23 protein-coding genes are annotated in these 23,034 nt (G+C 70.2%); 7 read left to right on the top strand and 16 right to left on the bottom strand.

From position 1 onward, the window contains the following. Positions 1-6 precede the first annotated feature (6 nt). Positions 7-1,164, bottom strand: a complete 1,158-nt coding sequence (locus WA640_RS08700; protein ID WP_335987259.1) for a cysteine desulfurase family protein — start codon at positions 1,162-1,164, stop codon at positions 7-9. Between the two features lie 239 nt (positions 1,165-1,403). Here WA640_RS08700 and WA640_RS08695 point away from each other — a divergent pair, with 239 nt between their 5' ends. Then, positions 1,404-2,315 carry a hypothetical protein gene (locus WA640_RS08695; RefSeq protein WP_106364397.1) on the top strand — a complete coding sequence of 304 codons (912 nt, stop codon included), beginning with the start codon at positions 1,404-1,406 and terminating at the stop codon, positions 2,313-2,315. Positions 2,316-2,373: 58 nt separating this feature from the next. Here the strand turns inward: WA640_RS08695 and WA640_RS08690 are convergent, their stop codons facing one another. The 3 genes from WA640_RS08690 to WA640_RS08680 form a co-directional block, all read right to left on the bottom strand. After that, positions 2,374-2,985, bottom strand: a complete 612-nt coding sequence (locus tag WA640_RS08690; protein WP_106364396.1) for a biotin transporter BioY — start codon at positions 2,983-2,985, stop codon at positions 2,374-2,376. Between the two features lie 235 nt (positions 2,986-3,220). Then, positions 3,221-4,150 (bottom strand): electron transfer flavoprotein subunit alpha/FixB family protein, encoded by a 930-nt coding sequence (locus WA640_RS08685; protein ID WP_335987256.1) that lies wholly within the window; start codon positions 4,148-4,150, stop codon positions 3,221-3,223. 9 nt (positions 4,151-4,159) lie between these two features. After that, complete coding sequence (locus tag WA640_RS08680) at positions 4,160-4,930, bottom strand: electron transfer flavoprotein subunit beta/FixA family protein (protein ID WP_335987254.1); 771 nt, start codon at positions 4,928-4,930, stop codon at positions 4,160-4,162. A gap of 167 nt (positions 4,931-5,097) precedes the next feature. Between WA640_RS08680 and WA640_RS08675 the strand changes: the two genes are divergently transcribed. Continuing rightward, a complete protein-coding gene (locus tag WA640_RS08675; RefSeq protein ID WP_181245780.1) occupies positions 5,098-5,421 on the top strand; it encodes a PLD nuclease N-terminal domain-containing protein in 324 nt (107 codons plus the stop codon). 127 nt (positions 5,422-5,548) lie between these two features. On the opposite strand, the gene clpX is transcribed toward WA640_RS08675, so the two are convergent. The 4 genes from clpX to WA640_RS08655 form a co-directional block, all read right to left on the bottom strand. Further along, the gene (clpX, locus tag WA640_RS08670) at positions 5,549-6,847 is read right to left on the bottom strand and encodes an ATP-dependent Clp protease ATP-binding subunit ClpX (protein ID WP_335987252.1); all 1,299 of its coding nucleotides are present in this window, start codon (positions 6,845-6,847) and stop codon (positions 5,549-5,551) included. Between the two features lie 296 nt (positions 6,848-7,143). Further along, positions 7,144-7,806: an ATP-dependent Clp protease proteolytic subunit gene (locus WA640_RS08665; protein ID WP_106364391.1), complete on the bottom strand. Its 663-nt coding sequence runs from the start codon at positions 7,804-7,806 to the stop codon at positions 7,144-7,146. Positions 7,807-7,826: 20 nt separating this feature from the next. Then, on the bottom strand, positions 7,827-8,480 hold the full coding sequence (locus WA640_RS08660) for an ATP-dependent Clp protease proteolytic subunit (protein ID WP_425433442.1): 654 nt from the start codon (positions 8,478-8,480) through the stop codon (positions 7,827-7,829). A gap of 240 nt (positions 8,481-8,720) precedes the next feature. Beyond that, positions 8,721-9,878: a S8 family peptidase gene (locus tag WA640_RS08655; protein WP_335987251.1), complete on the bottom strand. Its 1,158-nt coding sequence runs from the start codon at positions 9,876-9,878 to the stop codon at positions 8,721-8,723. Positions 9,879-10,006: 128 nt separating this feature from the next. Here WA640_RS08655 and WA640_RS08650 point away from each other — a divergent pair, with 128 nt between their 5' ends. From WA640_RS08650 to WA640_RS08630, 5 genes are all read left to right on the top strand, one after another. Next, entirely contained in the window at positions 10,007-10,366 is a 360-nt protein-coding gene (locus WA640_RS08650) for a hypothetical protein (RefSeq protein ID WP_335987250.1), read from the top strand. A gap of 191 nt (positions 10,367-10,557) precedes the next feature. Then, positions 10,558-11,826 carry an ABC transporter substrate-binding protein gene (locus WA640_RS08645; RefSeq protein ID WP_335987248.1) on the top strand — a complete coding sequence of 423 codons (1,269 nt, stop codon included), beginning with the start codon at positions 10,558-10,560 and terminating at the stop codon, positions 11,824-11,826. A gap of 18 nt (positions 11,827-11,844) precedes the next feature. Then, complete coding sequence (locus WA640_RS08640; RefSeq protein ID WP_442904718.1) at positions 11,845-12,759, top strand: carbohydrate ABC transporter permease; 915 nt, start codon at positions 11,845-11,847, stop codon at positions 12,757-12,759. Between the two features lie 77 nt (positions 12,760-12,836). Continuing rightward, positions 12,837-13,634, top strand: coding sequence for a carbohydrate ABC transporter permease (locus WA640_RS08635; RefSeq protein WP_442904716.1), 798 nt, complete (start codon positions 12,837-12,839; stop codon positions 13,632-13,634). Next, positions 13,615-15,273 carry a hypothetical protein gene (locus WA640_RS08630; RefSeq protein WP_335987242.1) on the top strand — a complete coding sequence of 553 codons (1,659 nt, stop codon included), beginning with the start codon at positions 13,615-13,617 and terminating at the stop codon, positions 15,271-15,273. Before WA640_RS08635 ends, WA640_RS08630 begins: the two co-directional genes overlap by 20 nt. Positions 15,274-15,329: 56 nt before the next feature. Here the strand turns inward: WA640_RS08630 and WA640_RS08625 are convergent, their stop codons facing one another. The 8 genes from WA640_RS08625 to WA640_RS08590 all read right to left on the bottom strand — a co-directional run bounded on the left by WA640_RS08625 (position 15,330) and on the right by WA640_RS08590 (position 22,864). Then, entirely contained in the window at positions 15,330-16,133 is an 804-nt protein-coding gene (locus tag WA640_RS08625; RefSeq protein WP_335987240.1) for a CPBP family glutamic-type intramembrane protease, read from the bottom strand. 112 nt (positions 16,134-16,245) lie between these two features. Then, the gene (locus WA640_RS08620; RefSeq protein WP_146148263.1) at positions 16,246-16,722 is read right to left on the bottom strand and encodes a hypothetical protein; all 477 of its coding nucleotides are present in this window, start codon (positions 16,720-16,722) and stop codon (positions 16,246-16,248) included. Positions 16,723-16,800: 78 nt separating this feature from the next. Then, a complete protein-coding gene (locus WA640_RS08615) occupies positions 16,801-17,508 on the bottom strand; it encodes an ABC transporter ATP-binding protein (protein ID WP_106366889.1) in 708 nt (235 codons plus the stop codon). Next, the gene (locus WA640_RS08610; RefSeq protein ID WP_335987238.1) at positions 17,495-18,367 is read right to left on the bottom strand and encodes an ABC transporter ATP-binding protein; all 873 of its coding nucleotides are present in this window, start codon (positions 18,365-18,367) and stop codon (positions 17,495-17,497) included. The genes WA640_RS08615 and WA640_RS08610 overlap by 14 nt, the downstream gene beginning before the upstream one ends. Then, a complete protein-coding gene (locus tag WA640_RS08605; RefSeq protein WP_335987236.1) occupies positions 18,364-19,395 on the bottom strand; it encodes a branched-chain amino acid ABC transporter permease in 1,032 nt (343 codons plus the stop codon). The genes WA640_RS08610 and WA640_RS08605 overlap by 4 nt, the downstream gene beginning before the upstream one ends. Before the next feature lies 1 nt (position 19,396). Then, on the bottom strand, positions 19,397-20,266 hold the full coding sequence (locus tag WA640_RS08600; RefSeq protein ID WP_106366892.1) for a branched-chain amino acid ABC transporter permease: 870 nt from the start codon (positions 20,264-20,266) through the stop codon (positions 19,397-19,399). Between the two features lies 1 nt (position 20,267). After that, positions 20,268-21,638: an ABC transporter substrate-binding protein gene (locus WA640_RS08595; RefSeq protein ID WP_335987235.1), complete on the bottom strand. Its 1,371-nt coding sequence runs from the start codon at positions 21,636-21,638 to the stop codon at positions 20,268-20,270. After that, positions 21,635-22,864 carry a hypothetical protein gene (locus tag WA640_RS08590; RefSeq protein ID WP_335987233.1) on the bottom strand — a complete coding sequence of 410 codons (1,230 nt, stop codon included), beginning with the start codon at positions 22,862-22,864 and terminating at the stop codon, positions 21,635-21,637. Before WA640_RS08590 ends, WA640_RS08595 begins: the two co-directional genes overlap by 4 nt. Between the last annotated feature and the right edge of the window lie 170 nt (positions 22,865-23,034).

Genomic DNA, 23,034 nt, shown 5'->3' with positions numbered 1-23,034 from the left:
TGCTAACTAGGTCAGCCCGGCGGTCTTGGCGCGCCGGACGGCTTCGGGGAGGGCGGCCACGAGGGCGTCGACGTCGGCCTCCGTGGTGGGCCAGCCGAGCGTGAACCGCAGGGAGGAGCGGGCGTCGTCGGGGTCGGCGCCCATGGCGAGCAGCACGTGGGAGGGCTGGGCGATCCCGGCTGAGCACGCGGAGCCTGTGGCGCATTCGACACCGGCGGCGTCGAGGAGCATCAGGAGCGCGTCGCCTTCGCAGCCGGGGAACGACAGGTGCGCGTTGCCGGGCAGGCGGTTGTCGGGGTCGCCGTTGTAGACCGCGTCGGGGACGGCCCGGCGGATGCGGGCGACGAGGTCGTCGCGCAGCGCGGCGAGCCGGGCGGCCTCGGTCTCGCGGGTGCGCACGGCGTGGTCGACGGCTTCGGCGAGCGCGGCGATCCCGGGCACGTCGAGGGTCCCGGAGCGGATCTCGCGCTCCTGGCCGCCGCCGTGGAGCAGCGGCGTGGCGGTGACGTCGCGGCGCAGCAGGAGCGCGCCGGTCCCGGTGGGGCCGCCGAGCTTGTGCCCGGAGAGGGTGAGGGCGGCGGCGCCGGAGGCGGCGAAGTCGACGGGGACGTGGCCGACGGCCTGGATGGCGTCGGTGTGCACGGGGATGCCGTGGGCCGCGGCGAGGGCGGCGATGTCGGCGACGGGCTGGACGGTGCCGACCTCGTTGTTCGCCCACATGCACGTGATGACGGTGATCTCGGCGGCGCGCTCGTCGAGCAGCGCGGCGAGGACCGCGGTGTCGATGCGGCCGATCTTGTCGACGGGCAGTTCGGTGACGTCGGCCTTCTCGTGGTCCCCGAGCCAGGCGACCGCGTCGGCGACGGCGTGGTGCTCGATCGCGGTGGTGACGACCCGGTTGCGGCCGTCGGCGCGGCGGGCCCAGTGGATGCCCTTGACGGCGAGGTTGTCGGCCTCGGTGCCGGAGCCGGTGAAGATCACCTCCCCGGGTTTGGCGCCGAGCGCCTCCGCGATGCGTTCGCGGGCCTCTTCGACGGTGCGGCGGGCGGTGCGCCCGGAGCCGTGGAGGGAGGAGGCGTTGCCGAGGGACTGGGCGGTGCGCACGTAGGCGTCGAGCGCTTGGGGGAGCATCGGCGTTGTGGCGGCGTGATCGAGATAGGCCATGGCCTCTCTATGGTACGGCGCGTCGCGGCTCACTCCCTCCGGCAGCGGTGCCGCCCCGGGCGCATTCCGGTCTGTGAGAACGTGCGCTTCGCGGCCCCGAGATGTCGGCCTCGGACCCGATGGTGGGCCCGCGATAGAATCTGACGAATCCTCCTACCTTTCCGGTATACAGGATTCGCCGCCCCGGACGCGGGTTGTGAAACCACCGAGCAAACCGTGTCGAGAGAAAGTGTGTGCCTATGACGCCAGAGCTCGCCGAAGCGCTCCGCGCGGGGCCCTTCCACACCGCGCTGCGCGTCGCCATCCAGACCAGCGGCCTCGGCCTCGACCGCATCCGGCACCGCCTCTCGATGCGCGGCATCACCGTCTCCACGACCAGCCTCAGCTACTGGCAGTCCGGCCGCTCCCGCCCCGAGCGCGCCGAGTCCCTCGCCGCGGTCACCGCCCTCGAAGACCTCCTGGAGCTCCCCGCCGGGTCCCTCCGCGTCCTCCTGGGCCCCAAGCGCGCCCGCGGCCCCCGCTCGATCCGCGGCCAGCTCCCCCGCCCCGACGCCGTCCTCGGCGGCGACGCGGTCCGCGAGCTGTGCGACCAGGTGCCCGCCTCCCGCGAGCACACCCTCGACATCCTCAGCCAGCAGGTCATCGTCCACGTCGACTCGCAGTGGCAGGAGTCGGTGTTCGAGCTGTCGATGCTGGTGCGCGCGAGGCGCGACGACGTCGACCGGTACATCCTGCTCTACCGCGGCGACACCGGCTGCGACATCGACGACATCGAGTTCAAGCCCGTCCGCGACTGCACGGTCCCGAACGTGCTGCGCCACGACGACGCCCCGGTCGCCTTGGCCGAGATCGTGTTCGACACGCCGCTGCCGAAGGGCGCGACCCACCTGTTCGAAATCGTCGTTCAAGGGAACGGCGGCGTCTCCAGCGGGCACGGCAACGCGTTCCGGTACCCGGTGGACCAGTACTCGCTCCAGGTGCGGTTCGCCTCGGACGCGATCCCGAAGCGGGTGTACCGCTTCGCGCAGTCGAGCCTCCAGCGCGAGAAGCGCGAGACCGGCGATCTCCAGCTGGGCCCGAACCGGACGGTGGCGCTGGCTGAGCCGGTGCCGCGCCCGGGAGCGCTGGGCATCGGCTGGGACATCAGCTAGGCAGACGGCAAAGGGCGCCTTCGGTGAAACCGAAGGCGCCCTTGCTGGTTGTTCTGCTTTAGTCCTGGTTGCGGAACTTCTGGACGGCCCACCAGGTGCCCGGGAGCAGGAGCGCCGCGAAGACGAGCTTGACGAAGTCGCCCGCGAGGAACGGGATCATGCCGGCGTCGAGGGCCTGCGAGGCGCTCAGGTCGAGCGAGGCGGCGAGGTAGGGGACGCCGAAGGCGTACATGATGACGTTGCCGATGACCATGAGCCCCACGGTCTTCACGATGGTGCGGTCGCCGCCGCGCTTGGCGAGGAAGCCGACCGCGACCGCGGCGGCGAGGAAGCCGATGATGTAGCCGAAGGTCGGCATCGCGAACCCGGAGGTCCCCTCGGTGAACCACGGCACGCCCGCGGCGCCCGCGACGAGGTAGAGGCCGAGCGCGAGGGCCGCGCGCAGCGGGCCGTAGGCCGCGCCGACGAGGAGCACGGTGAACGTGGTGAGCACGAACGGCACCGGGCTGATCTGCGGGATCGTAAACGCGACCTGCGCGGAGGCGCCGACGGCGCCGGCGCCCGCGAGCACCAGCACCCCGTCCCGGACGAGCGCAGCAGCCCGGGTCGAAGCAGGCAGGAGGTCGGCGAGCACGCGGGGAGCGGCGATCGTGGCGGTTGAGGCGACCATTGCGGATTCCTCCAACATCATCTGTAGGTTCTCTATAACGAGGGGCTCGGGGAAGCCTAACCCACGACTGTTACGACCGAGTGACGGCCTTCCGGTCCACGGGACGCCCGCCCCGATCCCGATGTCGCACCCACCGGGCACCGTTGAAGCCGGGGGCGACTGCGAACACGAGAAGCCTTCGCGCACAACGCGGCCGGTCCGCCCTCTCGGGCGGACCGGCCGCGCCGGTGGTTCGCTACTTGCGCTTCTCGATCTCCTCAAGCGCCTGCGGGAGGACCTGGAAGAGGTCGCCCACGACGCCGAAGTCGGCCATGCCGAAGATCGGGGCGTCCGCGTCCTTGTTGACGGCCACGATCACCCGCGAGGTCTGCATGCCCGCGCGGTGCTGGATCGCGCCGGAGATGCCCGCGGCGAGGTACAGCTGCGGGCTCACGGTCGTCCCGGTCTGGCCGACCTGGAACTTGTGCGGGTAGTACCCGGCGTCGGTGGCCGCGCGCGAAGCGCCGACCGCGCCGCCCAGGGCGTCCGCGACGCGCTCGATGAGCGCGAAGTCCTCGGCCGAGCCCACGCCGCGGCCGCCCGAGACGACCACGCGCGCCTCGGCCAGCGCCGGGCGGTCCCCGGCGGGCTCGTCGACCCGCTGGGCGATCTTGACGCGCTGGTCCGCTTCGGCCACAACGGCGTTGACGGTCTCGACCGCGGGCGAGCCCGGGGCCGGGGTCGGCTCGGTGGAGCCGGACTTGACGGTCGCGAGCGTGAAGCCCTTGGTGGACTTGGACTTCAGGATCGTGGCGCCCGCGAAGGCGTCCTGCGAGGCGGTGCCGTCGGCGTCCAGGCCCGACACGTCGGTCATGAGGCCGTTGTCGAGCGCGACCGCCACGCGGGCCGCGAGGGCCTTGCCCTCGTCGGTGCTCGGGAGCAGGAAGAAGCCCGGGTTCGCATTGCGGGCGAGGTCGGTGAGGACGGTCGCCTTCGGATCGACGAAGTAGTCGTCGGCGCCGGGGGCCTCGACGCGGTAGACCTTCGCGGCGCCGTACTCGCCCGCGAGCGAGGCGGCGGCGTCGTCGAAGGCGATCGCGGAGACGTCGCCGAGGGAGCGCGCGAGGGTGAGGACCTCGGCGGCGTGCTTGCCGGAGTTCGGTACGTACACGAGGATGTCGGTCATGGCGGGCTCCTAGATGAACTTCTCGGCGGCGAGGAATCCGGCGAGGGCGGACCCGCCCTGGCCTTCGTCGGTGACGATCTGGCCCGCGGAGCGCGGCGGGCGCGCGGCGGCCTCGACGACCTCGTTCGACGCGGCGGCCGGACCGGCTGCGGCGACGCCGAGGTCGGCGAGGGTCAGGGTCTCGACCGGCTTGCGCTTGGCGGCCATGATGCCCTTGAGCGACGGGTAGCGCGGGGTGTTGATCGTGTCCCAGACCGAGACGATCGCGGGCAGGGCCGCGGTGAGCACGTCGTATCCGTTGGCGCGCTGGTGCTCCACGGTGATCGAGGACCCGTCGGTGTCAATCTTGCGGGCGCCGGTCAGGGCCGGGGCGCCGGTGCGGGCGGCCAGGAGCTGGGGCATGACGCCCATGTTCGAGTCGGTGGACTCGGCGCCGGCGATGACGAGGTCCCACTCCAGGCGGCCGAGCGCGGCGGCGAGGATCGCGGAGGTGGTGAGGGCGTCGGAGCCGCCGACGGCGTCGTCCTCGACGTGGACGGCCTTGTCGGCGCCCATGGCGAGGACCTTGCGCACGGTCTCGGTGGCCTGGCCCGGCCCGAGGGTGAGGACGGTGACCTCGCCGCCGTGGGCCTCCTTGAGCTGGAGCGCGGCTTCGACGGCGTATTCGTCGAGCTCGCCCATGACGTTGTTGGCGCCGTTGCGGTCCACCCGCAGCTGGGCGTCCAGTTGTCTCGCGAGCCCCGAGTCCGGGACCTGCTTGACCAGAACCACGATGTTCATAGACCAACCTCCGAGGTCGTTCTTGGCGACACAGTAAAGGGCCTTGCACCGACCCTGAGCCTAGGGCCGACTATATCCTACGAAGTTACTATCGAGTAACACCACGGAGGGCGCAACACCCCGAGCCGTTGTTGTACGGATGGCGGCAAGCAGGCATGATTGGGGACATGATCCGCGCGTTCGTCTTCCTGTTCTTGGCGCACCTGGCGCTGGTCATCGCCGCGCTCGCCGACTGCCTTGGGGGCGAGCACCATCCCCGGAAGCTCACCCGCGGATGGTGGGTCCTCATCATCCTGCTCGTGCCGGTCGCCGGCGGCATCCTGTGGTTCTCCGTGGGCAGGGCGCGCCCGCCGCGCCCGCAGCCGGGCACGGGCCGCACCGGGAGCGCCGGAGGGCCCAAGCACCCCAACGGGCCGGTGGCCCCCGACGACGACCCCGACTTCCTGCGGGACATCGACCGCCGCCTGCGCGACGAGAACAAGGAAGACTAGTCCCCTTTCGGGTGACACGGCCGCCATCAGCGGCCGTTCTTGTCATACCCGCGCGCAACGCTGGCGACTACGGTCCCCTCTGGGTGGGGGGGCTAGGGATGGTAACCGCCTTTAGCTTTCCTTCGCCTCAGGCCGACTTCTCGCGGCGCGGGCGCACCGCCCGCCGCGGCGTGGCCTTCGTGCGCGGCACGAGCGTCGGGTTCACGTTGCGCCGCACCACGTCCGCGGTGATCTCGACCTTCGCGACCTCGTCGGCGCGCGAGGGGATCTCGAACATGACGGGCTGGAGGACCTCCTCCATGATGGCCCGCAGGCCCCGCGCGCCGGTGCCGCGCAGCAGCGCGGACTCGACGATCGGCTCCAAGGCGTCCGGGGCGAACTCCAGCTCGACGCCGTCGAGTTCGAGGAGGCGCTGGTACTGCTTGACCAGGGCGTTCCGCGGCTCGGTGAGGATGCGCAGGAGCGCGGCCTTGTCGAGATGGTCGACGGTGGTGAGGATCGGGAGGCGCCCGACCATCTCGGGGATGAGCCCGTACTTGAGCAGGTCGTCGGGCATGACCTGGGAGACGATCGCGTCGCCCTCGGCGGCCTCGGCGTGCAGCGGAGCGGTGAAGCCGACGGTGCGCTTGCCGATGCGGCCCTTGATGATCTCCTCGATCCCGGCGAACGCGCCGCCGCAGATGAAGAGGATGTTCGTGGTGTCGATCTGGATGTGGTCCTGCTGGGGGTGCTTGCGCCCGCCCTGCGGGGGGACCGAGGAGATCGTGCCTTCGAGGATCTTCAGGAGGGCCTGCTGGACGCCCTCGCCGGAGACGTCGCGGGTGATCGACGGGTTCTCGGCCTTGCGTCCGGCCTTGTCGATCTCGTCGATGTAGATGATGCCGGTCTCGGCGCGCTTGACGTCGAAGTCCGCGGCCTGGATGAGTTTGAGGAGGATGTTCTCCACGTCGTCGCCCACGTACCCGGCCTCGGTGAGGGCCGTGGCGTCCGCGATGGCGAACGGGACGTCGAGCATCCGGGCGAGGGTCTGCGCGAGGTGAGTCTTGCCGGAGCCGGTGGGGCCGACCATGAGGATGTTCGACTTCTGGAGCTCCACGTGGTCGCCGCCGCGGATCGAGCCGAGCTCGTCGAGCTGCACCCGCTTGTAGTGGTTGTAGACGGCGACCGCGAGCGCGCGCTTCGCGTGGTCCTGGCCGATCACCCACTGGTCGAGGAACTCGACGATCTCCTTGGGCTTCGGCAGGTCCTCCCAGACCACCTCGGCGTCCTCGGCGAACTCCTCTTCGATGATCTCGTTGCACAGGTCGATGCACTCGTCGCAGATGTACACGTTGTTCGGACCCGCGATCAGCTTGCGCACCTGCCGCTGCGACTTCGAGCAGAACGAGCACTTCAAGATCTCGCTGTCACCCAGGCGTGGGGCCATCGCGGTAACTCCCTCCCTCGGCGGCATGCGATCCAGGGCCGCCGAGCGTGCGTGCATTGCTCCGTTGATTCAGGACGAACCGGTGTCTCGATCCAGTATTTCGCATTTGCGGCCACGGCGCCAGGGCAGTCTCAGACCGTGATGGCGGGTCCGGTACCGGGCGGCGGGTGCGCCAGCGCCACGGTATCGCGGACGGGCGGGGCTCGGGGGCGATCGGCGGGAGACGGGGGCTCGGGGCCGCGGGGAGGCGCGGCGGGCCGGGCGGGCCCGCCGCGCGCTTCCTGCGGCTGCGCGTCCTACGCGGCGGCTTCGGCCGGCAGGGCGTTCTTCTTGCGGTAGGTCAGGACGTTGTCGACCAGGCCGTAGGCGACGGCCTCGTCGGCGGTGAAGATCTTGTCGCGCTCGATGTCGCGGCGGACCTTGGTGACGTCCTGGCCGGTGTGGCGGGCGAGGATCTTCTCCAGCTGGTCGCGCATGCGCATGATCTCGCGGGCCTGGATCTCCATGTCGGACGCCTGGCCGAAGGTGCCTTCGGTGGCGGGCTGGTGGATGATCACGCGGGAGTTCGGCAGCGCGGTGCGCTTGCCGGGGGTCCCGGCGGCGAGGAGCACGGCGGCGGCCGAGGCGGCCTGGCCCATGCACACGGTCTGGATGTCCGGGCGCACGTACTGCATGGTGTCGTAGATGGCCATGAGCGCGGTGAGCGAGCCGCCGGGCGAGTTGATGTACATGATGATGTCCCGGTCGGGGTCGTTCCCTTCGAGGACGATCAGCTGGCTCATGATGTCGTTGGCCGAGGTGTCGTCCACGGGGGACCCGAGGAAGATGATCCGGTCCTCGAACATCTTGTTGTACGGGTTCATCTCCTTGATCCCGTACGAGGTCTTCTCGGTGAACGACGGGACGATGTAGCGGGCCCGCGGGTCGAACGCTCCGGACTGGGCGTGGATGTCCATCATCAGGTTCCCCTCCTGGGTGTCTAGTTGGACTCGGCGGGGACTTCGGACACCCGCTGGACGACGTGGTCGATGAAGCCGTAGTCCTTCGCCTCGGCGGCGGTGAACCAGCGGTCGCGGTCGGAGTCGGCCTCGATCTCCTCGACTGTGCGGCCGGTGTGGTGGGCGACGCGCTCCTGGAACATCTGCTTGGTGTAGAGCATCTGCTCGGCGAGGATCGCCACGTCGGAGGCGGTGCCGCCGATGCCGCCGGAGGGCTGGTGCATCATGATGCGCGCGTGCGGGAGCGCGTAGCGCTTGCCCGAGGTCCCGGCGCACAGGAGCAGCTGGCCCATGGAGGCGGCCATGCCCATGGCGATGGTCTGGACGTCGTTCTTGATGAACTGCATGGTGTCGTAGATGGCCATGCCGTCGTAGACCGAGCCGCCGGGCGAGTTGATGTAGAGCTTGATGTCGCGCTCGTCGTCCTCTGCCTCCAGCAGGATGAGCTGGGCGCAGAGCCGGTTGGCGAGCTCGGAGGTGACCTCGGAGCCGAGGAAGATGATGCGCTCCTTGAGCAGGCGGTCGAAGACCATGGCGTCCAGACCGGGCTCGGTCGCGCCCCCGTTGCCCCGGCGGGCGATCGCGTTGACGACGTCCTTCTCCAGCTGCGAGGAGAATGGAATCGAATGCTCCATGTCTTTGCACCTTCATTCTGTCTCGGCGATATGGGCTCAGCGTTGCGGCTGCCAATCCAGACCTTAGCCCGTCGGGGCGACGATCGGACGCGGCTGGGCTCCGTGTTCGCTTCCAGCGGAGCGCGGCGGAGGACCAGTCTGGGGCATCGGCGCGGGCGGCAGTGCGGACCGGGTGTCCGTTGCGGCGGGGGCGCAAACGCGGAGGACCCGGCGCGGGGCCGGGTCCTCCTGATCGCGGCGCTAGGCGGTGACGCGGAGCAGCAGGTTGGGGCTGCCCTGGACGTCGGTGATCGCGCCGGTCGTGGCCGCGCCGGTGAGGGCGGCGGCGACCTGGGCGGGGGTGGCGGTCGGGTGGGCGGAGAGGTAGACGGCGGCGGCGCCGGCGACGTGCGGGGAGGCCATGGAGGTGCCGCTGAGGCTGGACGGGGAGCCGAGGAGGTACGGCGAGGTGATGTCCTGGCCGGGGGCGAAGAGGTCGACGCAGTCGCCGAAGTTGGAGAAGTCGGCGCGGGCGTCGGCGTCGGTGGAGGCGGCGACGGTGATGGCGCCGGGGGTGCGGGCGGGCGAGACGCCGCAGGCGTCGGCGGTCTCGTTGCCGGCGGCGACGGCGTAGGTGACGCCGGATTCGATGGAGGCGGCGACGGCCGCGTCGAGGGCGTCGCTCAGGCCCCCGCCGAGGCTCATGTTGGCGACGGCGGGCTTGACGGCGTTCGCGGTGACCCAGTCGACGCCCTGGATGACGCCCGCGGTGGTGCCGGAGCCGAGGCAGTTGAGGACCTGGACCGGGACGATGGTGACCTCCTTGGCGATGCCGTACTCGGTGCCGCCGACGGTCCCGGCGACGTGGGTGCCGTGGCCGTTGCAGTCGAGGCCCTGGAGGCCGGGGAGGATCGCCGAGTAGCCGGTGCCGGTGCGGCCGGAGAAGTCGGCGGTGGAGGCCCAGATGCCGGTGTCGATGATGTAGGCGTGGACGCCTGCTCCGGCGTTCGGGTAGGTGTAGGACGCGTCGAGCGGGAGGGCGGCCTGGTCGACGCGGTCGAGGCCCCAGGAGGGCGGGTCCGCTTGGGTCGCTTGGATCTCGATGGTGCGGTTCTGCTCGACGTAGGCGACGTCGGGGTCGGCGGCGAGGCGTTCGGCCTCGCGCTCGGTCATGGTGGCGAGGACGGCGTCCACGGAGTCGAAGGCGGTCTCGACGTCGCCGCCGAAGTCGTCGACGACGGCGGCCGAGGCGCCGTCTTCGAAGGCGACGATGTAGGAGCCGGGGACGGCGTCGGGGCTGTCGGCGCCGAGGATCTCGGCGGTCTGGGCGGAGGCGGGGCCCGCGGCGAACGCGGTGGCGCCGAGGGCGGCGGCCGCTGCCGTGACGAGGAGCCGACGGGCGGGGGAATGCATCGCCATGAAAGGTCACCCTTCAGGAGAAAACGGGCTATGGCATCTGTCACAAGGTACCAAAATATTGATAGATTTGGTTACCTCGTAGTAACAGATTCCCGACAAACCCTCATACGTCCCCAATGGAGTCAATTGTGTCCGGTTCCCCTACCGCCCGTTTGCGTCTGCTCGGCATCCTGTTCTGGCTGGCCGGCGGCGCCGTCCTCACCCTCGGCTGGATGGGCATGGCCGAGCTGGCCTACGTCGACGGCCAGATGCCCTTCCTCGTCTCCGGCGGCGCCGCGGGCCTCGCGCTGGTGCTCATCGGCTCGACCCTCGTCGTCATGTCGGCCCTCTTCGACGCCGCCGAGCGCACCGCCCAGCGCACGGCCGAGCTCCTGAAGCAGGCGGCCGACGAGGCCGTGGAGGCCGCCGCCGCGGCCGAGCGGGCCGCGAAGACCGAAGCCCCGGCCGAGCCCGCGAAGACCGAGGAGAAGGCCTTGCAGGCCGACTGACACCAGGGCTTTCAATCGCGTTCCCAAGCGCCGCAAGCGCGCTCGCAGGCCCCGGAAGTGCGCGTCCGGGGCCTGCAAAAGCACTGGTGGGGACCTACTGTCGCGCGCTAGTCGAAAGTCTGGTAGTTTCGGGCAAGCGCTTCACCGAGTGACCTGTGGCACTCGCATCCCCTTCCCGAAAAGAGAGCTCAATGAAGAGAAGACTCGTCCTCAGCGCCGGCACCGCCGGTGCGGCGGCCCTCCCCCTCAGCGCCTGCGGGTTCATCGGCGGCGGCGACGACGAAGGCGGCTCGGACACCCTCAAGTTCTGGCTGTCCGGCGACGCCAACCAGGGCGGCGGCTTCCAGAAGATGGCCGACAAGTACTTCGAGGAGACCGGTGTCACCGTCGACATCGACGACGTCCCGTACGACGACTTCGGCACCAAGCTCCGCAACGCCGCCCAGGCCGACGGACTGCCCGACCTCGCCCGCGTCACCGCGATCGACCCGATCTGGATGAACCAGCTCGAAGACCTCTCCGACCTCGCCGCCGAGCGCGGCGTCATGGAGAACCTGGTCACCGAGAACGAGGACGGCGCCGTCCCGACCTTCCTCACCGACCTCACCGCCGTGGGCCTCTACGTCAACAAGAGCCTCTTCGACCAGGCCGGCGTCACGTACCCGACCACCGCGGACCAGATCTGGACGTGGGACGAGTTCATCTCAGCGGTCAAGGAGGTCAAGGCCGCCACTGGAGCGCGCTACGGGCTCGTCATGGACCCGTCCTCGCACCGCCTGCGCTCGATGATGTACCAGTTCGGATCCGACGGGTTCACCCTCGGCGACGACTGCACGTACTCGACGAAGGAGGCCGAGACGACCGCGGCGCTCCAGTTCTTCGCCGACATCAACGACGACGACATCATGCCCCGCTCCGTGTGGGTCTCCGGCGACGACGCAAACGCCCTGTTCAAGTCCGGCCAGGTCGCCGCCTACTACTCCGGTTCGTGGCAGGTCGCCGACTTCCAGGCGAACATCGCCGACTTCGAGTGGGCCTCGGCCCTCATGCCCGCCCAGACCCGCCGCGCCACCAACCTCGGCGGCGGCTACATCGTGGTCTACAGCGGCGAGAAGTCCAAGACCGCGCTCGACTTCCTGAACTGGCTGTTCAGCGCCGAGAACTACACCGAGATCTCGGAGATCTCCGGGTTCCTCCCGGTCATCCAGGGCCTCGACATCGACTACGGCGAATCCCAGGCGAGCTTCGACCTGTACAACGAGGAGATCGCGGCCTCCGACCCGGTCTCCTCCGCGCAGGAGAGCAGCGCCCTCCAGATGACCTACAGGGGCCAGACCTCCGGGTCCGACGCCGACCCGCTCAAGGACGAGGCCGTGAAGCTCGCCAACGGGGAGCAGGACGTCGCCACCACCATCGCGAACATCATCGCTTCGCTCAACGAGAACATCATCTGCGAGTAGACCTTGACGGCCACCGCCATCGACACCCAAGCCCCGGCCGGGCCGCTCGCGCGGCCCGGCAAGGGCCGGCGCCCCAAGTACCGGCTCGCGCCGATCGGGCTCGCCGGACTCAGCATCGTCCTGTTCGCCGTGTTCTTCGTCTGGCCCGGCAGCCTGGGCCTGATCTACTCGTTCACCGACTACACCGGCATCGGCGACTACGACTTCATCGGCCTCGCCAACTACGAGAAGCTCTTCGGCGACCCGACGTTCTACCAGGCGCTCACCCGCAGCCTCCTGTTCGCGGTCCTCAGCGTCCCGCTCATGTACGTCATGTCGCTGACCGTGGCCTCGCTCCTGGTCTCCGACTACGCCAAGGGCCGCGCCGCCGCGAAGGTCGTGTTCTTCTTCCCGTGGCTCATCTCCCCCATCGTCGCCGGGGTGATCTGGCGCTGGATGTTCGGCGAGAGCTTCGGCTTCGTCAACTACGTCGTCTCCGAGCTCGGCGGGAACCCGCTCGCGTGGCAGACCGACCCGGACCTGGCGCTCATGGTCGTGGTCATGGCCGCCACCTGGGGCGGCACCGCGTTCAACATGCTCATCTTCATCGCCGCGCTCAAGAACGTGCCGCGCGCCTACTACGAAGCCGCCGAGATCGACGGCGCGAACGCCTGGCAGCGGTTCCGCCACATCACGCTCCCGTCGATCGCGCCCACCTCGTTCCTCGTGGTGCTGCTGTCCTCGCTGGGCGCCATGAAGGAGTTCGCGATGGTCCAGGCGCTCAACGGCGGCGGGCCCGGCACCTCCAACGTGTTCCTCATCCAGTACATCTACGAGACCGGCTTCAAACGCGCCGACATCGGCTACGCCAGCGCGGTGTCGATGATCCTGCTGCTCATCCTCCTGTCCATCGCGCTGCTCCAGATGTGGGTCAACCGGAGGCGAGGCGCATGAGCACCCTGACGACCACCGCGGGCGAACCGCGCACCCGCAAGGCCCGCAAGGCGAAGGAGCTCGGCTCCGCGATCCCCATGACCGCGTTCCTGTGGCTGCTCGCCGCCGTGTACGCGTTCCCGCTGCTCTGGTTCCTCTTGAGCGCCTTCAAACCCGGCTCTGAGCTGTTCCAGTACCCGCTGTCGTTCCTGCCCGAGAACCCGACGGTCGCCGGGTTCGAGAAGGCGTGGGACCGGTTCGACTTCATGCTGTACTTCTCGAACACGCTCGCGGTGGCGCTCACGACCACGGTGCTGACGGTGATGGCGAGCGCCATGACCGGGTACGCGCTCGCGAAGTACCGGGAGCAGCGGTGGGTGCGGATCTTCTTCGTCTGCCTCCTGGCGACGACGATGCTCCCGACCGAGGTGATCATGTCGCCGACGTTCCTGGTGATCAGGGACCTCGGCATGTACGACTCGTTCGCGGGGCTCGTGGTGCCCTCGATCCTCACGGTCACGGGCGTGTTCATGTTCCGACAGTTCTTCCTGTCGGTGCCCGACGACATCGTGGAGGCCGCGCGCATCGACGGCGCCCGCGAGGCGGGGATCTTCTTCCGGATCATGCTGCCGATGTCGCGGCCCATCATCATGACGCTGGCGATCTTCTCGTTCCAGTGGCGCTGGAACGACTACGTGTGGCCGCTGATCGTGGTCGGCGACGAGCGGAAGTTCACGCTCCAGATCGCCCTGCGCAGCATCGTGGGCGCCGAGAACATCGACTGGCCGCTGCTGCTGGCCGCCTCAGTGATGTCGATCCTGCCGCTCGTGCTCATCTTCATCGTGTTCCAGAAGTACGTCATGAACGAGGACATCAATGCGGGACTCAAGGACTGAGTTCGCCGGCGCCGCGACCGCCGCGGCGGATGCGCGGGCGCGGGAGGTGCTCGGCGGGGTGGACGCCCTGCTGGGGTCCGACCCGCACCACCGGGCGGTCATGGGCGCCGCGAAGGCGCTGGTGGCGTGCGCGGTGAACCCGGCGTCCGCGTTCTTCGCGTCGGCGGAGGCCGAGGGCGCGGCGCAGCGGCTCGTGGACTTCCTGGCCGGGATGCAGGTCGGCAACGGGCTGTTCGACGGCGAGAACTTCGCCTCGCCCCCCGACACGGCCTTCACGGTCAACGACCTGTGCGACGCTTACGCGCTCTTGGCGACCGCCCCGGAGGGGTTCGCGGCCCTCGGGGACTCGCTGGCCGCGGTCGCGGCCCGCGCCGCGGAGCCGCTGCGGCTCGGCGGCGTGCACACGCCGAACCACCGGTGGGAGCTGTCGTCGGCGCTCGCGAAGCTCCACCGGCACTGGCCCGACGAGCGGCTGGTGGCGCGCGTCGACGAGTGGCTGTCCGAGGGCGTCGACATCGACGCGGACGGCTGGTATTCGGAGCGGAGCCCGAACTACGCGCTGTGGGTGTCGAACCCGGCGCTCATCGCGATCGGCGAGCACCTCGGCCGCCCCGCGCTCCTCGACCTGGTCGAGCGCAGCCTGGAGGCCGTCGCGGCGGCGACGCTGCCCGACGGCACGGTGGAGACGGTCCACTCGCGGCGGCAGGACCAGAAGGGGACGATCGCGTTGGCGCCGTTCCTGATGCAGTTCCGGCGGTTCGCGATCCGACGCGGGCGCGGCGACTTCGCGGCCGTCGCGGCGGGCATCGAGGGGATCGCCGACCCGGCAAGCGCCCTGACGGAGATCCTCCTCGAACCCGATCTGGCCGGGGAGCTTCCCGAGCCCGAGGCCCGCAAGGCGGGCACGGCGGTGTTCGCGGGGTCGGGCCTGGCCGTGTCGCGGGACGGGGACTTCGCCGCGACCGTGTACGGCGGCTCGGACTACGCGGCGCAGGGCCGCATCCGGTCCGGGCTCGCGACGAACCCGACGTTCCTGCGGCTCTTTGCAGGTGAGGCAGTCCTGGACTCGGTGCGGCTCTCCAGGGACTTCTTCGGGCTCGGGCCGTTCCGGGCCGACGGGCTCGACGCCGACGGCAGCACGTTCCTGCTGCGCGAGCGGGCGAGCGCGGCCTACTACGGGCCGCTTCCGGCCGGGTTCCGGCGCGGGGACGCGGTCTATGACCTGGCCGACGAGGGCCGGTTCTCCGCGGCGATGGACTTCGCGCACCGGCCCGCCGAGCCGGTCGCGCTGGAGACGAGCGTCCAGATCACCGTGGGCGAACGCGAAGTGGCGGTGAAGATCGCGGCCGATCCGGGCCGGGTGCGCCAGGTCCTCGAACTGGCCTTCCGCGACGGCGGCGAACTCGAAGGCGTCCGCCCCGTCGACGGCGGCTTCGAGCCCGAAGGCACGAGCGCGGTCTACCGCAAGGGCGGCGACAGGATCGCGGTCGAGGTCGACGCCAGAGGCGCGTTCACCCGCGGCTACCACCCGGGCGAGGACTACACGCACCTCGGCGGCACCGATGCGGCCCAAGGAATCCGGTTGTACGTGCCGCTTCCCGCGACGGGCCGCTGCACGCTGGTCCTGCGCGCCGCCTGACAACGCCGAATGCGGCGCCCTCCCGGTCGGGAGGGCGCCGCTTTCGCAGTGCGGGACTACATGGCGCCGAAGGCGTAGGCGGTGGCGCCGACGACGGTCATCAGGAGCGCCGAACCCGGGTGCATCCAGATGGAGGCGCGGATGTCGTGCTTGCCCCAGACGAACCAGACGCCCGGGAGCAGGAAGATGATCTTCGAGGGGACCGTCCAGATCGCCCAGAAGTGGTAGACGGAGAACAGGGTGGTGTTGAACAGCGGCGCCCAGCGGCCGAGCTGCGGGAGGCGGGGCAGGAGGAAGCCGCGGAAGTAGTACTCCTCGATGAGCGGCAGGATGAAGCCGGTGAAGGGGCCGCAGATGAGGAGCGTGGTCAGGACGACGCTCTTGTCGTACGAGTCGAGGTAGGTCGTGCCGGAGCTGCCGGAGCTCTCGAACGTGACCCAGGTGAAGAAGTGGTCGTAGGTCCAGGCGTCGAGCGGGGCGAGCGAGAGCGACACGACGGTCATGTACAGCAGGAAGCCGATGCCGATCAGCGTGATCTTGCCGCGGGAGAACGGCTTGTCGCGGTAGTGGACCACGCCGCCGCGCAGCGTGTACCGGCCGGTCTTCTGCTTGCCCAGCCAGAGCAGGCCGAACATGATCGGGAAGAGCACGACCACGAGCGCGATGGCCCAGGCCGCGAAGATCGGCGCGTCGAGGGCCCGGCTGATCGGGGCCCCGACGAGGGCGTAGACGGCGACGATGAGGGCGCCGGGGACGAGGTGGAGGGCGATGGAGAGCGGGACGGAGTGCTTGTCGGCGAGGAGCTTCGCGACGAAGCCGGTGGGCTGCTGCGCGGTGGCCGCGCTGTGCGTTTCGTTCATGACAGGAATGTTCGGGGGCGGCGCTGACACGGCACTGACACAGCGGTGACACCGCGGGCCGCGCCCTGTCAGCGGGACTGACGGGACGCGGCCCGGACCGGTTCAGCCGGGATTACTTGCCGTTCCAGGCCCACAGGAACTCGGTGGGCATCTCCATGGTGCTGATCTTGTAGCCGCCCCAAGCGCGGTGCTCGCCGGCTTCGGCCCAGTCGAAGTTGCACCTCACCCAGGTGCCGTACCCCTTGTTGTTGCGGCACAGGCGCGAGTTGATGCTGCCGTTGTCGTTGCCGATCTCGGCCATGGCGGCGTAGCCGTCGGCCTGGCCGTCGTAGACGTAGACGTAGTCGCCGTCGTACTTGATGCAGACCTGCGTCTTGTGGTAGGCGGCCGGGGCCGTCATGCACTCGCCTTCGACGAGGCCCACTTCCACGCCGGTCTGGCAGGAGGTGTCGGCGCGCGTACACCAGTTGAAGTAGTTGTCCTCGGCCATCGCGGCCGACGGCAGTGCGAGCATCGTGACCGCGACGGCGGCGATCAGGATCGCTGCGCGCCTTGAGGTTCGGCCGAGTCTATTGCAGATCGTTCTCATGAGAGGCGTCCGTTCTATGTGTGCGGATCGGAACATGCAATCATGAAACTCGTTGCCGCACAAGAGGAACGGTGAGAATCAGGTGCCGAAGTAGGCGGCTTTGACGGCCTCGTCGCCCAAGGTGTCGGCGCCGGAGCCGGAGACGGTGATGCGGCCCTGCTGCATGACGAAGGCGGTGTCGGCCTGGGCGAGGACGCCGGCGTTCTGCTCGACCATGAGGACGGTGGTGCCGCGCTGGTTGATGAGCTTGACGGCGGCGAAGACCTGCTCGGTGAGCTTGGGCGACAGGCCGAGCGAGGCCTCGTCGATGAGGAGCAGGCGCGGGGAGGACATCATGCCGCGGCCGATGGCGAGCATCTGCTGCTCGCCGCCGGAGAGGGTCCCGGCGAGCTGGTCGGCGCGCTCTTCGAGGCGCGGGAAGATCGCGTAGACCTCGCGGAGGTTCCCGCGCAGGCGGCGGGCGTCGCGGCGGATCGTCCACGCGCCCAGGCGCAGGTTCTGCTTGACGGTGAGCGCCGGGAAGACATGGCGCCCTTCGGGGACGAGGACGATCCCGGCCCGCACCCGCGCACCCGGGGGCCCCTTGAGGACCTCGCCGTCATAGCGGATCTCGCCGCCCGTGACGGGGAGGAGCCCGGCGAGGGTCATGAGGGTGGTGGACTTCCCGGCGCCGTTGAGCCCCAGGAGGACCGCGTTGGAGCCCTCCTCGACGGCGAGGTCGACGCCGTGGAGGACCGGGACGGAGCCGTACCCGGCGCGCAGGTTCTCGACCTCAAGCAGTGCCATTGGACTTGCCTTCCGCCAGGAGGGGCCATTCGGGGGGCTCGGAGGCGAACTGGACCGTGTCGTCGTCCGCCGCTTCGGGTTCGGCGGCGCTTTCAGCGGTGCCGCCGAGGTAGGCGGCGATCACCTCGGGGTGGCGCTGGATGGCCTCCGGCTCGCCTTCGGTGAGGAGCTCGCCGAAGTTGAGCACGTAGACGTAGTCGCAGACCTCGGCCACGAGCGGCACGTGGTGCTCGATCATGAGGATGGTGAGCCGCAGGCGGTCCCGCAGCTCGCGCAGCGTGGTCGAGAGGCCCAGGGCCTCTTCGGGGCTGAGGCCCGAAGCGGGCTCGTCGAGCATGAGGAGCCTCGGGTCGGTCGCGAGGGCCATCGCCATGTCGCAGGTCTTGCGCACGCCGTACGGGAGCTCGCCGGCGCGCTCGTCGGCGACGTCGTCGAGGCCGAAGTACTCGATGATCTCGGCGGCGTCGCGGCGCAGCTCGCGCTCGCGGTGCCAGGTCCCGACGAGGCCGAGCATCCCCGCGAGCGCGGAGTACCCGGCGCGCTGGTGCTGGGCGAGCATGACGTTCTCGGTGACGGTGAGGGAGTCGATGACGCCGAGGTTCTGCCAGGTGCGGGCCATGCCGCGGCGGGCGCGGCGGTGGGTGGGCAGGTGCGAGACGTCGCGGCCGTCGAAGTACACGCGGCCGCCCTGGGGCTGGTAGATCCCGGTGAGGCAGTTGAAGCACGAGGTCTTCCCCGCGCCGTTGGGGCCGATGAGGCCCACGATCTGGCCTTCGCGCACCGTGAGCGACAGGTCGTTGAGGACTTGCAGGCCGCCGAAGCGCAGATGCAGTCCGTCCACTTTGAGGAGCTGCTTCACCGGTCGCCTCCCTTCGTGAGCCAGCGCGTGGCGGGTCTGAGGAGCTGGCCGAGGCCGCCGGGGAAGAACCGGAGGACGATCAGGAGCATCACGACGACGATGAACGGCGGCAGCACGTGGTAGACCGCCTCGTTGAGGAACGGCGGCTGCCACGGGAGCCCGGCGAGGAAGTTCGGGAGCGTCAGCGGCAGGAGCGCGAAGAACGCCGACGCGAGGATCACGCCGAGGCGCGAGCGCAGGCCGCCGACCACGGTCATGAGGACCCACACCAGGGCCACCTGGAACTCGAAGTCCATGGCCTGCACGACCTGGTTCCAGTGGGCGAACAGGCCGCCCGCGAGGCCCGCGGCGAGGCCGGAGAGGCTGAACGCGGCGAGCTTGTAGCCGGTGACGTTGATGCCGAGGGTGGAGGCGATGCGCTCGTCGTTGCGGACCGCGGCGAGCGCGCGGCCCGCTTTCGTGGAGACCAGGCGCCAGTCGGCGTAGAGGACGAGCGCGAGGACGCCGAGGCACAGGAGCGCGAACGCGTGGTCGGAGGAGACGAGCGCGGGCCGGGGTGCGAACGCGCCCGCGCCGCCGCCGGTGAACTCGCGCCAGTTGAAGATCGTGGTCTCGGCGGTGAGACCGAACGCAAGGGTGACGAGGGCGAGGTACAGGCCGGTGACGCGCAGGGCGACCATGCCGACGATCGCGGCGGTGGCCATCCCGGCGAGGGCCCCGGCGGCGAGGCCGAAGCCGAGGGGCGCGCCGAGGCGCGACGCCATGAAGGCCGCGGCGAACGCGCCGATGCCGACGAACGCCTGGTGTCCCAGGGAGATCTGCCCGGCGTGCCCGGTGAGCGTGTTGATGGAGAGGCCGATGATCGCGTAGATCGCGGCGCGGCTGATGCGCTGCGCCCACACGTCGCCGCCGAGGAGCAGCGGGAGCGCGGCGAGGACGAGGAGCGCGAGGACGACGGCGACGCGCAGCGCCAGGCCGAAGCGGCGCGCGGCCTTGATGCGGCCGAAGGTCATCGTGGCCGTGGCCATGTCAGGCTTCCTTCCCGAGGAGGCCCTGCGGGCGGATGAGGAGGACGAGCATGAGGAGCGCGAAGACGCCGAGTTCGGCGGCGCCGGGGACCTTGAGCTGCTGTCCGAGGAGGTAGATGCCGAGGTTCTGGACGACGCCGATGGCGATGCCGCCGACGAACGCGCCGGGGAGGCTCGTCATGCCGCCGAGGACCGCGGCGGCGAAGGCGGGCACGAGCATTGTGAGGGTCATGAACCCGGGCGTGAAGATGCCGACGGGCGCGTACAGGAGCCCGGCGATGCCGCCGAGGAGCGCGGCCATGCCCCACACGAGCCGCGAGATCGCGACGGGGCTGATGCCGACCACTTGCGCCGCACGGGTGTCCTGTGAGGACGCGAGGACGGCGAGGCCGAGGTCGGTCTTGAAGAACCAGGCCATCGCGGCCGCGAGCACGGCGAGGACGGCGAGGAGGATGAGCTGCTGCGGGAGGATGCCGGCGCCGAGGATGTTGACGCCCGAGCCTTCCACGAGCGGCGGCATGACGCGCGGGACGGGCTGGCCGAGCAGGACGATGATCGCGATCGTGAAGAGCGCGACCCCGACGAGGGCGACGAGCATGATCGTGCGGGACGCGGATTCCAAAGGCCGCACGATGACCCGTTCGACGGCGAGCCCCATGGCGACCGCGGCGGCGAGGCCGCCGAGGATGCCGGTCCAGTAGGGCAGGCCGAGGTTCACCACGAGGTAGAAGGCCGCGAAGGCGGCGACGCCGCCGAACTCGCCCTGCGCGAAGTTGAAGACCCGCTTGGCCTTGTAGACGAGGACGATGCCCACGGCGAGCAGCCCGTAGACCGCGCCCTGGAAGATCCCCAGTGCGAAGAAGGCGCCCATGTCAGAACCCGTTCACGAACGCGAAGTCGGTCTCGTAATGGCCGCCGCCGTCGCAGACGTTGCGCAGGACGCTCACCTGCGTGGCGCCGAAGGGCCCGTTCTTGTAGTTCAGATCGGGGAACACTCCCGTCGAGAAGCTCGAACCGGCCACGGCGTCGAGGAAGGCGCCTCTGTCGAGGTTCTCCCCCGCTTTCTCCAGCATCTGGTGCAGGACCTTCGACTGGCCCCACATCATCCACGTGACGTCGTCGGCCTCGATCCCGGCCGCGTCCACGGCCGCGAGGAAGTCGGGGTCGTACTCGCCCGCGTCGGCGAACGCCGGGGTCGGGTTGAAGAACCGGGCGCCCTCGGTGGAACTGGCTGCGCTGCAACCGGTCGAGGCGACCTGGTCGAGGCCCATGGAGACGCCGACGCCCACGAACTGGGGGCGGCAGCCGGAGGCGGCGGCCATCTCCAGGTAGAACGTGGGACTGGTGAGGACGAAGACCGCGTCGTAATTGCCGACGGTGCCGGTGCAGAGGTTCCCGGCCGCGGAGGAGCCGCGCTCGTTCTTGTCTGGGCGGAAGACGTCCACGTCGCCGAACGCGTCGGTGAAGCCCTCGACGGCGTCGTCGAAGTTCGGGGTGTTCGTGACGACCGCGGCGACCCGGGACGGGTCGGTCACGCCCAGCTCGTTCTTGATGTAGTCGGCGAGCATCGGGGTCTGCTGGTGGTAGGTCATCGACGCCGCGAAGTAGGTGTCGAGGGAGCCCATGCCGGTCTCGGTGACCCCGGTGGACAGGTACGGCACGTCCTCGCTCGCGGCGTACTGGGCGCACGCCTGGATCTGGTCGGTGCCGCCAGCGCCGATGAGCGCGAACGCCTTCTGCTCCTCGGCCATGGTCTGGCAGACCTGCCGGGCCGTGGAGGGCCGGTACTGGTCGTCGGCGAAGACGGTCTCGACGGTGCGGCCGAAGATCTCCACGGGCTGCCCGCCGTTCCCGTACTGCCAGTACAGGTCCTTGCCGGTCTCGAAGGAGTCCTGGCGCAGCGGGGCCGCGCCGGTCAGGGGCGCGTGGATGCCGATGGTGATGGTCGAGTCGGTGACGCCGGTGGTGTCGCCGTTCCCGGCGTTCCCGTTGTCGTTCCCGCCGCCGCCACCGCCGCCGCCCCCGCCGTCGTCGGTCTCGCCGCCGGTGCCGCCGCCCGAGCCGTCGCCTGACGAGTCGGTCCCGTCGGTGCCGTCGGCGCCGGTGCCGTCCTCGCCGCCGAGGCCGGGGTTCTCGCCGCCCGCCTCGACGAAGTCGTCGTGGACGCCGTCGTACTGGCCGCACGCGGGCAGGGCCAGGAGCGCGGCGGCCGCCAAGGCCATGGCGATGCGCTTGCGGCTCATGGGCGCTCACCCCGCCCGGTGAGGCGCTGCCACAGGCCCGCGGGGACGGGCAGGGCCCAGCCGCGGCGGTCGAGGTTGTGGGCGCGGATGCGGTCGATCGCGCCGCTGCCGCCCGCGGCGGCGCCGGAGGCGCCCATGACGGCGTACAGCAGGTACGCGGCGACGAGGCCCGCGGGGATGAGCGTCCACACGTACCAGGGCGCGACGGGCTCGAACGGCTCGTACGCGGCCGGGGCCATCTCCTCCGCGGAGGTGGCCTTCTCGGTCGGGGACTCCTCGGCGCCTTCGCCGCCGCCTCCCCCGGAGCCGCCTCCGCCGCCGGAGGACCCGCCGCCGGTCGTGCCGGAGCCGTCGGTGCCCGGGTCGGCCGCGCCGTCGTCCTCGGGCGTGCCGGGGATGTAGGAGAAGGCCGCGCCGAGGCGGTAGGCCGTGGCCTCGTACTCGTCGATCGGGGTCTCGGTGTCGTCGCGCAGCGGGAGCTTGAGGTTGACCTGCCACGTGTCGACCGGGGTGGCGTCGTCCATGACGGGCATGAACATGACGCCGTAGTTCGCGAACGGGTCCTGGCCCCAGTCCTTCGCCATGGCGGTGAGGTCGAACGTCCAGGTGGGGAGCGGGACCTCGACGACCTCGGGGCTCTCGCCGCCGTTCTCGGCGGCCTCCTGGGCGGCGGCGAGGAGGTCCTCGGCCTCGGCGACCGCGTCGGGGTCGGGCTCCTCGCGCACGCCTTCGACGCAGCCGTCGCCGACGGGCGGCTGCACGTCCCACATCTCGGCCTCGCCGGCGGACCAGGCCTCGGTGATGGGGCAGGCCTGGATGAGCTTCGAGAGGGGGTTGAAGGTGGGAGCGTCGCCCGCGTCGTTGCCTTCGGCGACGGTGAGGGTGAACGAGGTGACCTCGGAGCCTTCGGGGACGCCGCGCTCGGCGAGGTTGAAGGAGAGGGCCGAGACCTTGGTGTTCTCACCGAGTTCGACGGCCACCGGCATCGTGGTGGCGGCCTGGGGGTTCGGGAGTTCGACCTGCTGGGCGAGCGGGCCGAGTTCGAGGGTCTGGTCGATCTGGCGGGTCCAGTACCAGGAGGCGGCGTCGGCTCCGTAATCGAACTGGAGGTCCTCGCCTCCGGCGTCCTCCTGCGCGGCGGCCGGGGCGGGCCAGGCGAGGAGGGCGGCCGCGAGCAGGGCCGCGCCGGTCTTACCTGCGATGGGACCAGATCGGGTGGGGATCATGGGGGGCACTCCCAGGGACGTTGCGTCGTTGCATCGAAGAGGTTAGATACACACCATAGGCGAAAGTGACGACCGTCTCTACCCGCGAGTAGCAAAAAATTCAGGCCAGACCCGGACCAAGCCCGTCCAATCATCTGAAAAGGACAAGGGGCCCAACGCTTTCGCGTTGG

The sequence above is a fragment of the Glycomyces sp. MUSA5-2 genome (assembly GCF_037034145.1).
Lineage (GTDB): Bacteria > Actinomycetota > Actinomycetes > Mycobacteriales > Micromonosporaceae > Glycomyces > Glycomyces artemisiae.
The sequence above is the reverse complement of the archived record's forward strand: the minus strand, read 5'-3'. Positions and strand labels throughout refer to the sequence as shown.

Excerpts from the sequence above, each read along its gene's own strand:
- WA640_RS08665 (WP_106364391.1), bottom strand. The coding sequence starts at position 7,806 with ATGATGGACATCCACGCCCAGTCCGGAGCGTTCGACCCGCGGGCCCGC.
- WA640_RS08625 (WP_335987240.1), bottom strand. The coding sequence starts at position 16,133 with ATGAACGAAACGCACAGCGCGGCCACCGCGCAGCAGCCCACCGGCTTC.
- WA640_RS08630 (WP_335987242.1), top strand. The coding sequence starts at position 13,615 with ATGCGGGACTCAAGGACTGAGTTCGCCGGCGCCGCGACCGCCGCGGCG.
- clpX (WP_335987252.1), bottom strand. The coding sequence starts at position 6,847 with ATGGCCCCACGCCTGGGTGACAGCGAGATCTTGAAGTGCTCGTTCTGC.
- WA640_RS08645 (WP_335987248.1), top strand. The coding sequence starts at position 10,558 with ATGAAGAGAAGACTCGTCCTCAGCGCCGGCACCGCCGGTGCGGCGGCC.
- WA640_RS08600 (WP_106366892.1), bottom strand. The coding sequence starts at position 20,266 with ATGGGCGCCTTCTTCGCACTGGGGATCTTCCAGGGCGCGGTCTACGGG.
- WA640_RS08690 (WP_106364396.1), bottom strand. The coding sequence starts at position 2,985 with ATGGTCGCCTCAACCGCCACGATCGCCGCTCCCCGCGTGCTCGCCGAC.
- WA640_RS08605 (WP_335987236.1), bottom strand. The coding sequence starts at position 19,395 with ATGGCCACGGCCACGATGACCTTCGGCCGCATCAAGGCCGCGCGCCGC.
- WA640_RS08660 (WP_425433442.1), bottom strand. The coding sequence starts at position 8,480 with ATGGAGCATTCGATTCCATTCTCCTCGCAGCTGGAGAAGGACGTCGTC.
- WA640_RS08695 (WP_106364397.1), top strand. The coding sequence starts at position 1,404 with ATGACGCCAGAGCTCGCCGAAGCGCTCCGCGCGGGGCCCTTCCACACC.
- WA640_RS08680 (WP_335987254.1), bottom strand. The coding sequence starts at position 4,930 with ATGAACATCGTGGTTCTGGTCAAGCAGGTCCCGGACTCGGGGCTCGCG.
- WA640_RS08675 (WP_181245780.1), top strand. The coding sequence starts at position 5,098 with ATGATCCGCGCGTTCGTCTTCCTGTTCTTGGCGCACCTGGCGCTGGTC.
- WA640_RS08655 (WP_335987251.1), bottom strand. The coding sequence starts at position 9,878 with ATGGCGATGCATTCCCCCGCCCGTCGGCTCCTCGTCACGGCAGCGGCC.
- WA640_RS08595 (WP_335987235.1), bottom strand. The coding sequence starts at position 21,638 with ATGAGCCGCAAGCGCATCGCCATGGCCTTGGCGGCCGCCGCGCTCCTG.
- WA640_RS08620 (WP_146148263.1), bottom strand. The coding sequence starts at position 16,722 with ATGAGAACGATCTGCAATAGACTCGGCCGAACCTCAAGGCGCGCAGCG.
- WA640_RS08685 (WP_335987256.1), bottom strand. The coding sequence starts at position 4,150 with ATGACCGACATCCTCGTGTACGTACCGAACTCCGGCAAGCACGCCGCC.
- WA640_RS08700 (WP_335987259.1), bottom strand. The coding sequence starts at position 1,164 with ATGGCCTATCTCGATCACGCCGCCACAACGCCGATGCTCCCCCAAGCG.
- WA640_RS08615 (WP_106366889.1), bottom strand. The coding sequence starts at position 17,508 with ATGGCACTGCTTGAGGTCGAGAACCTGCGCGCCGGGTACGGCTCCGTC.
- WA640_RS08635 (WP_442904716.1), top strand. The coding sequence starts at position 12,837 with ATGACCGCGTTCCTGTGGCTGCTCGCCGCCGTGTACGCGTTCCCGCTG.
- WA640_RS08590 (WP_335987233.1), bottom strand. The coding sequence starts at position 22,864 with ATGATCCCCACCCGATCTGGTCCCATCGCAGGTAAGACCGGCGCGGCC.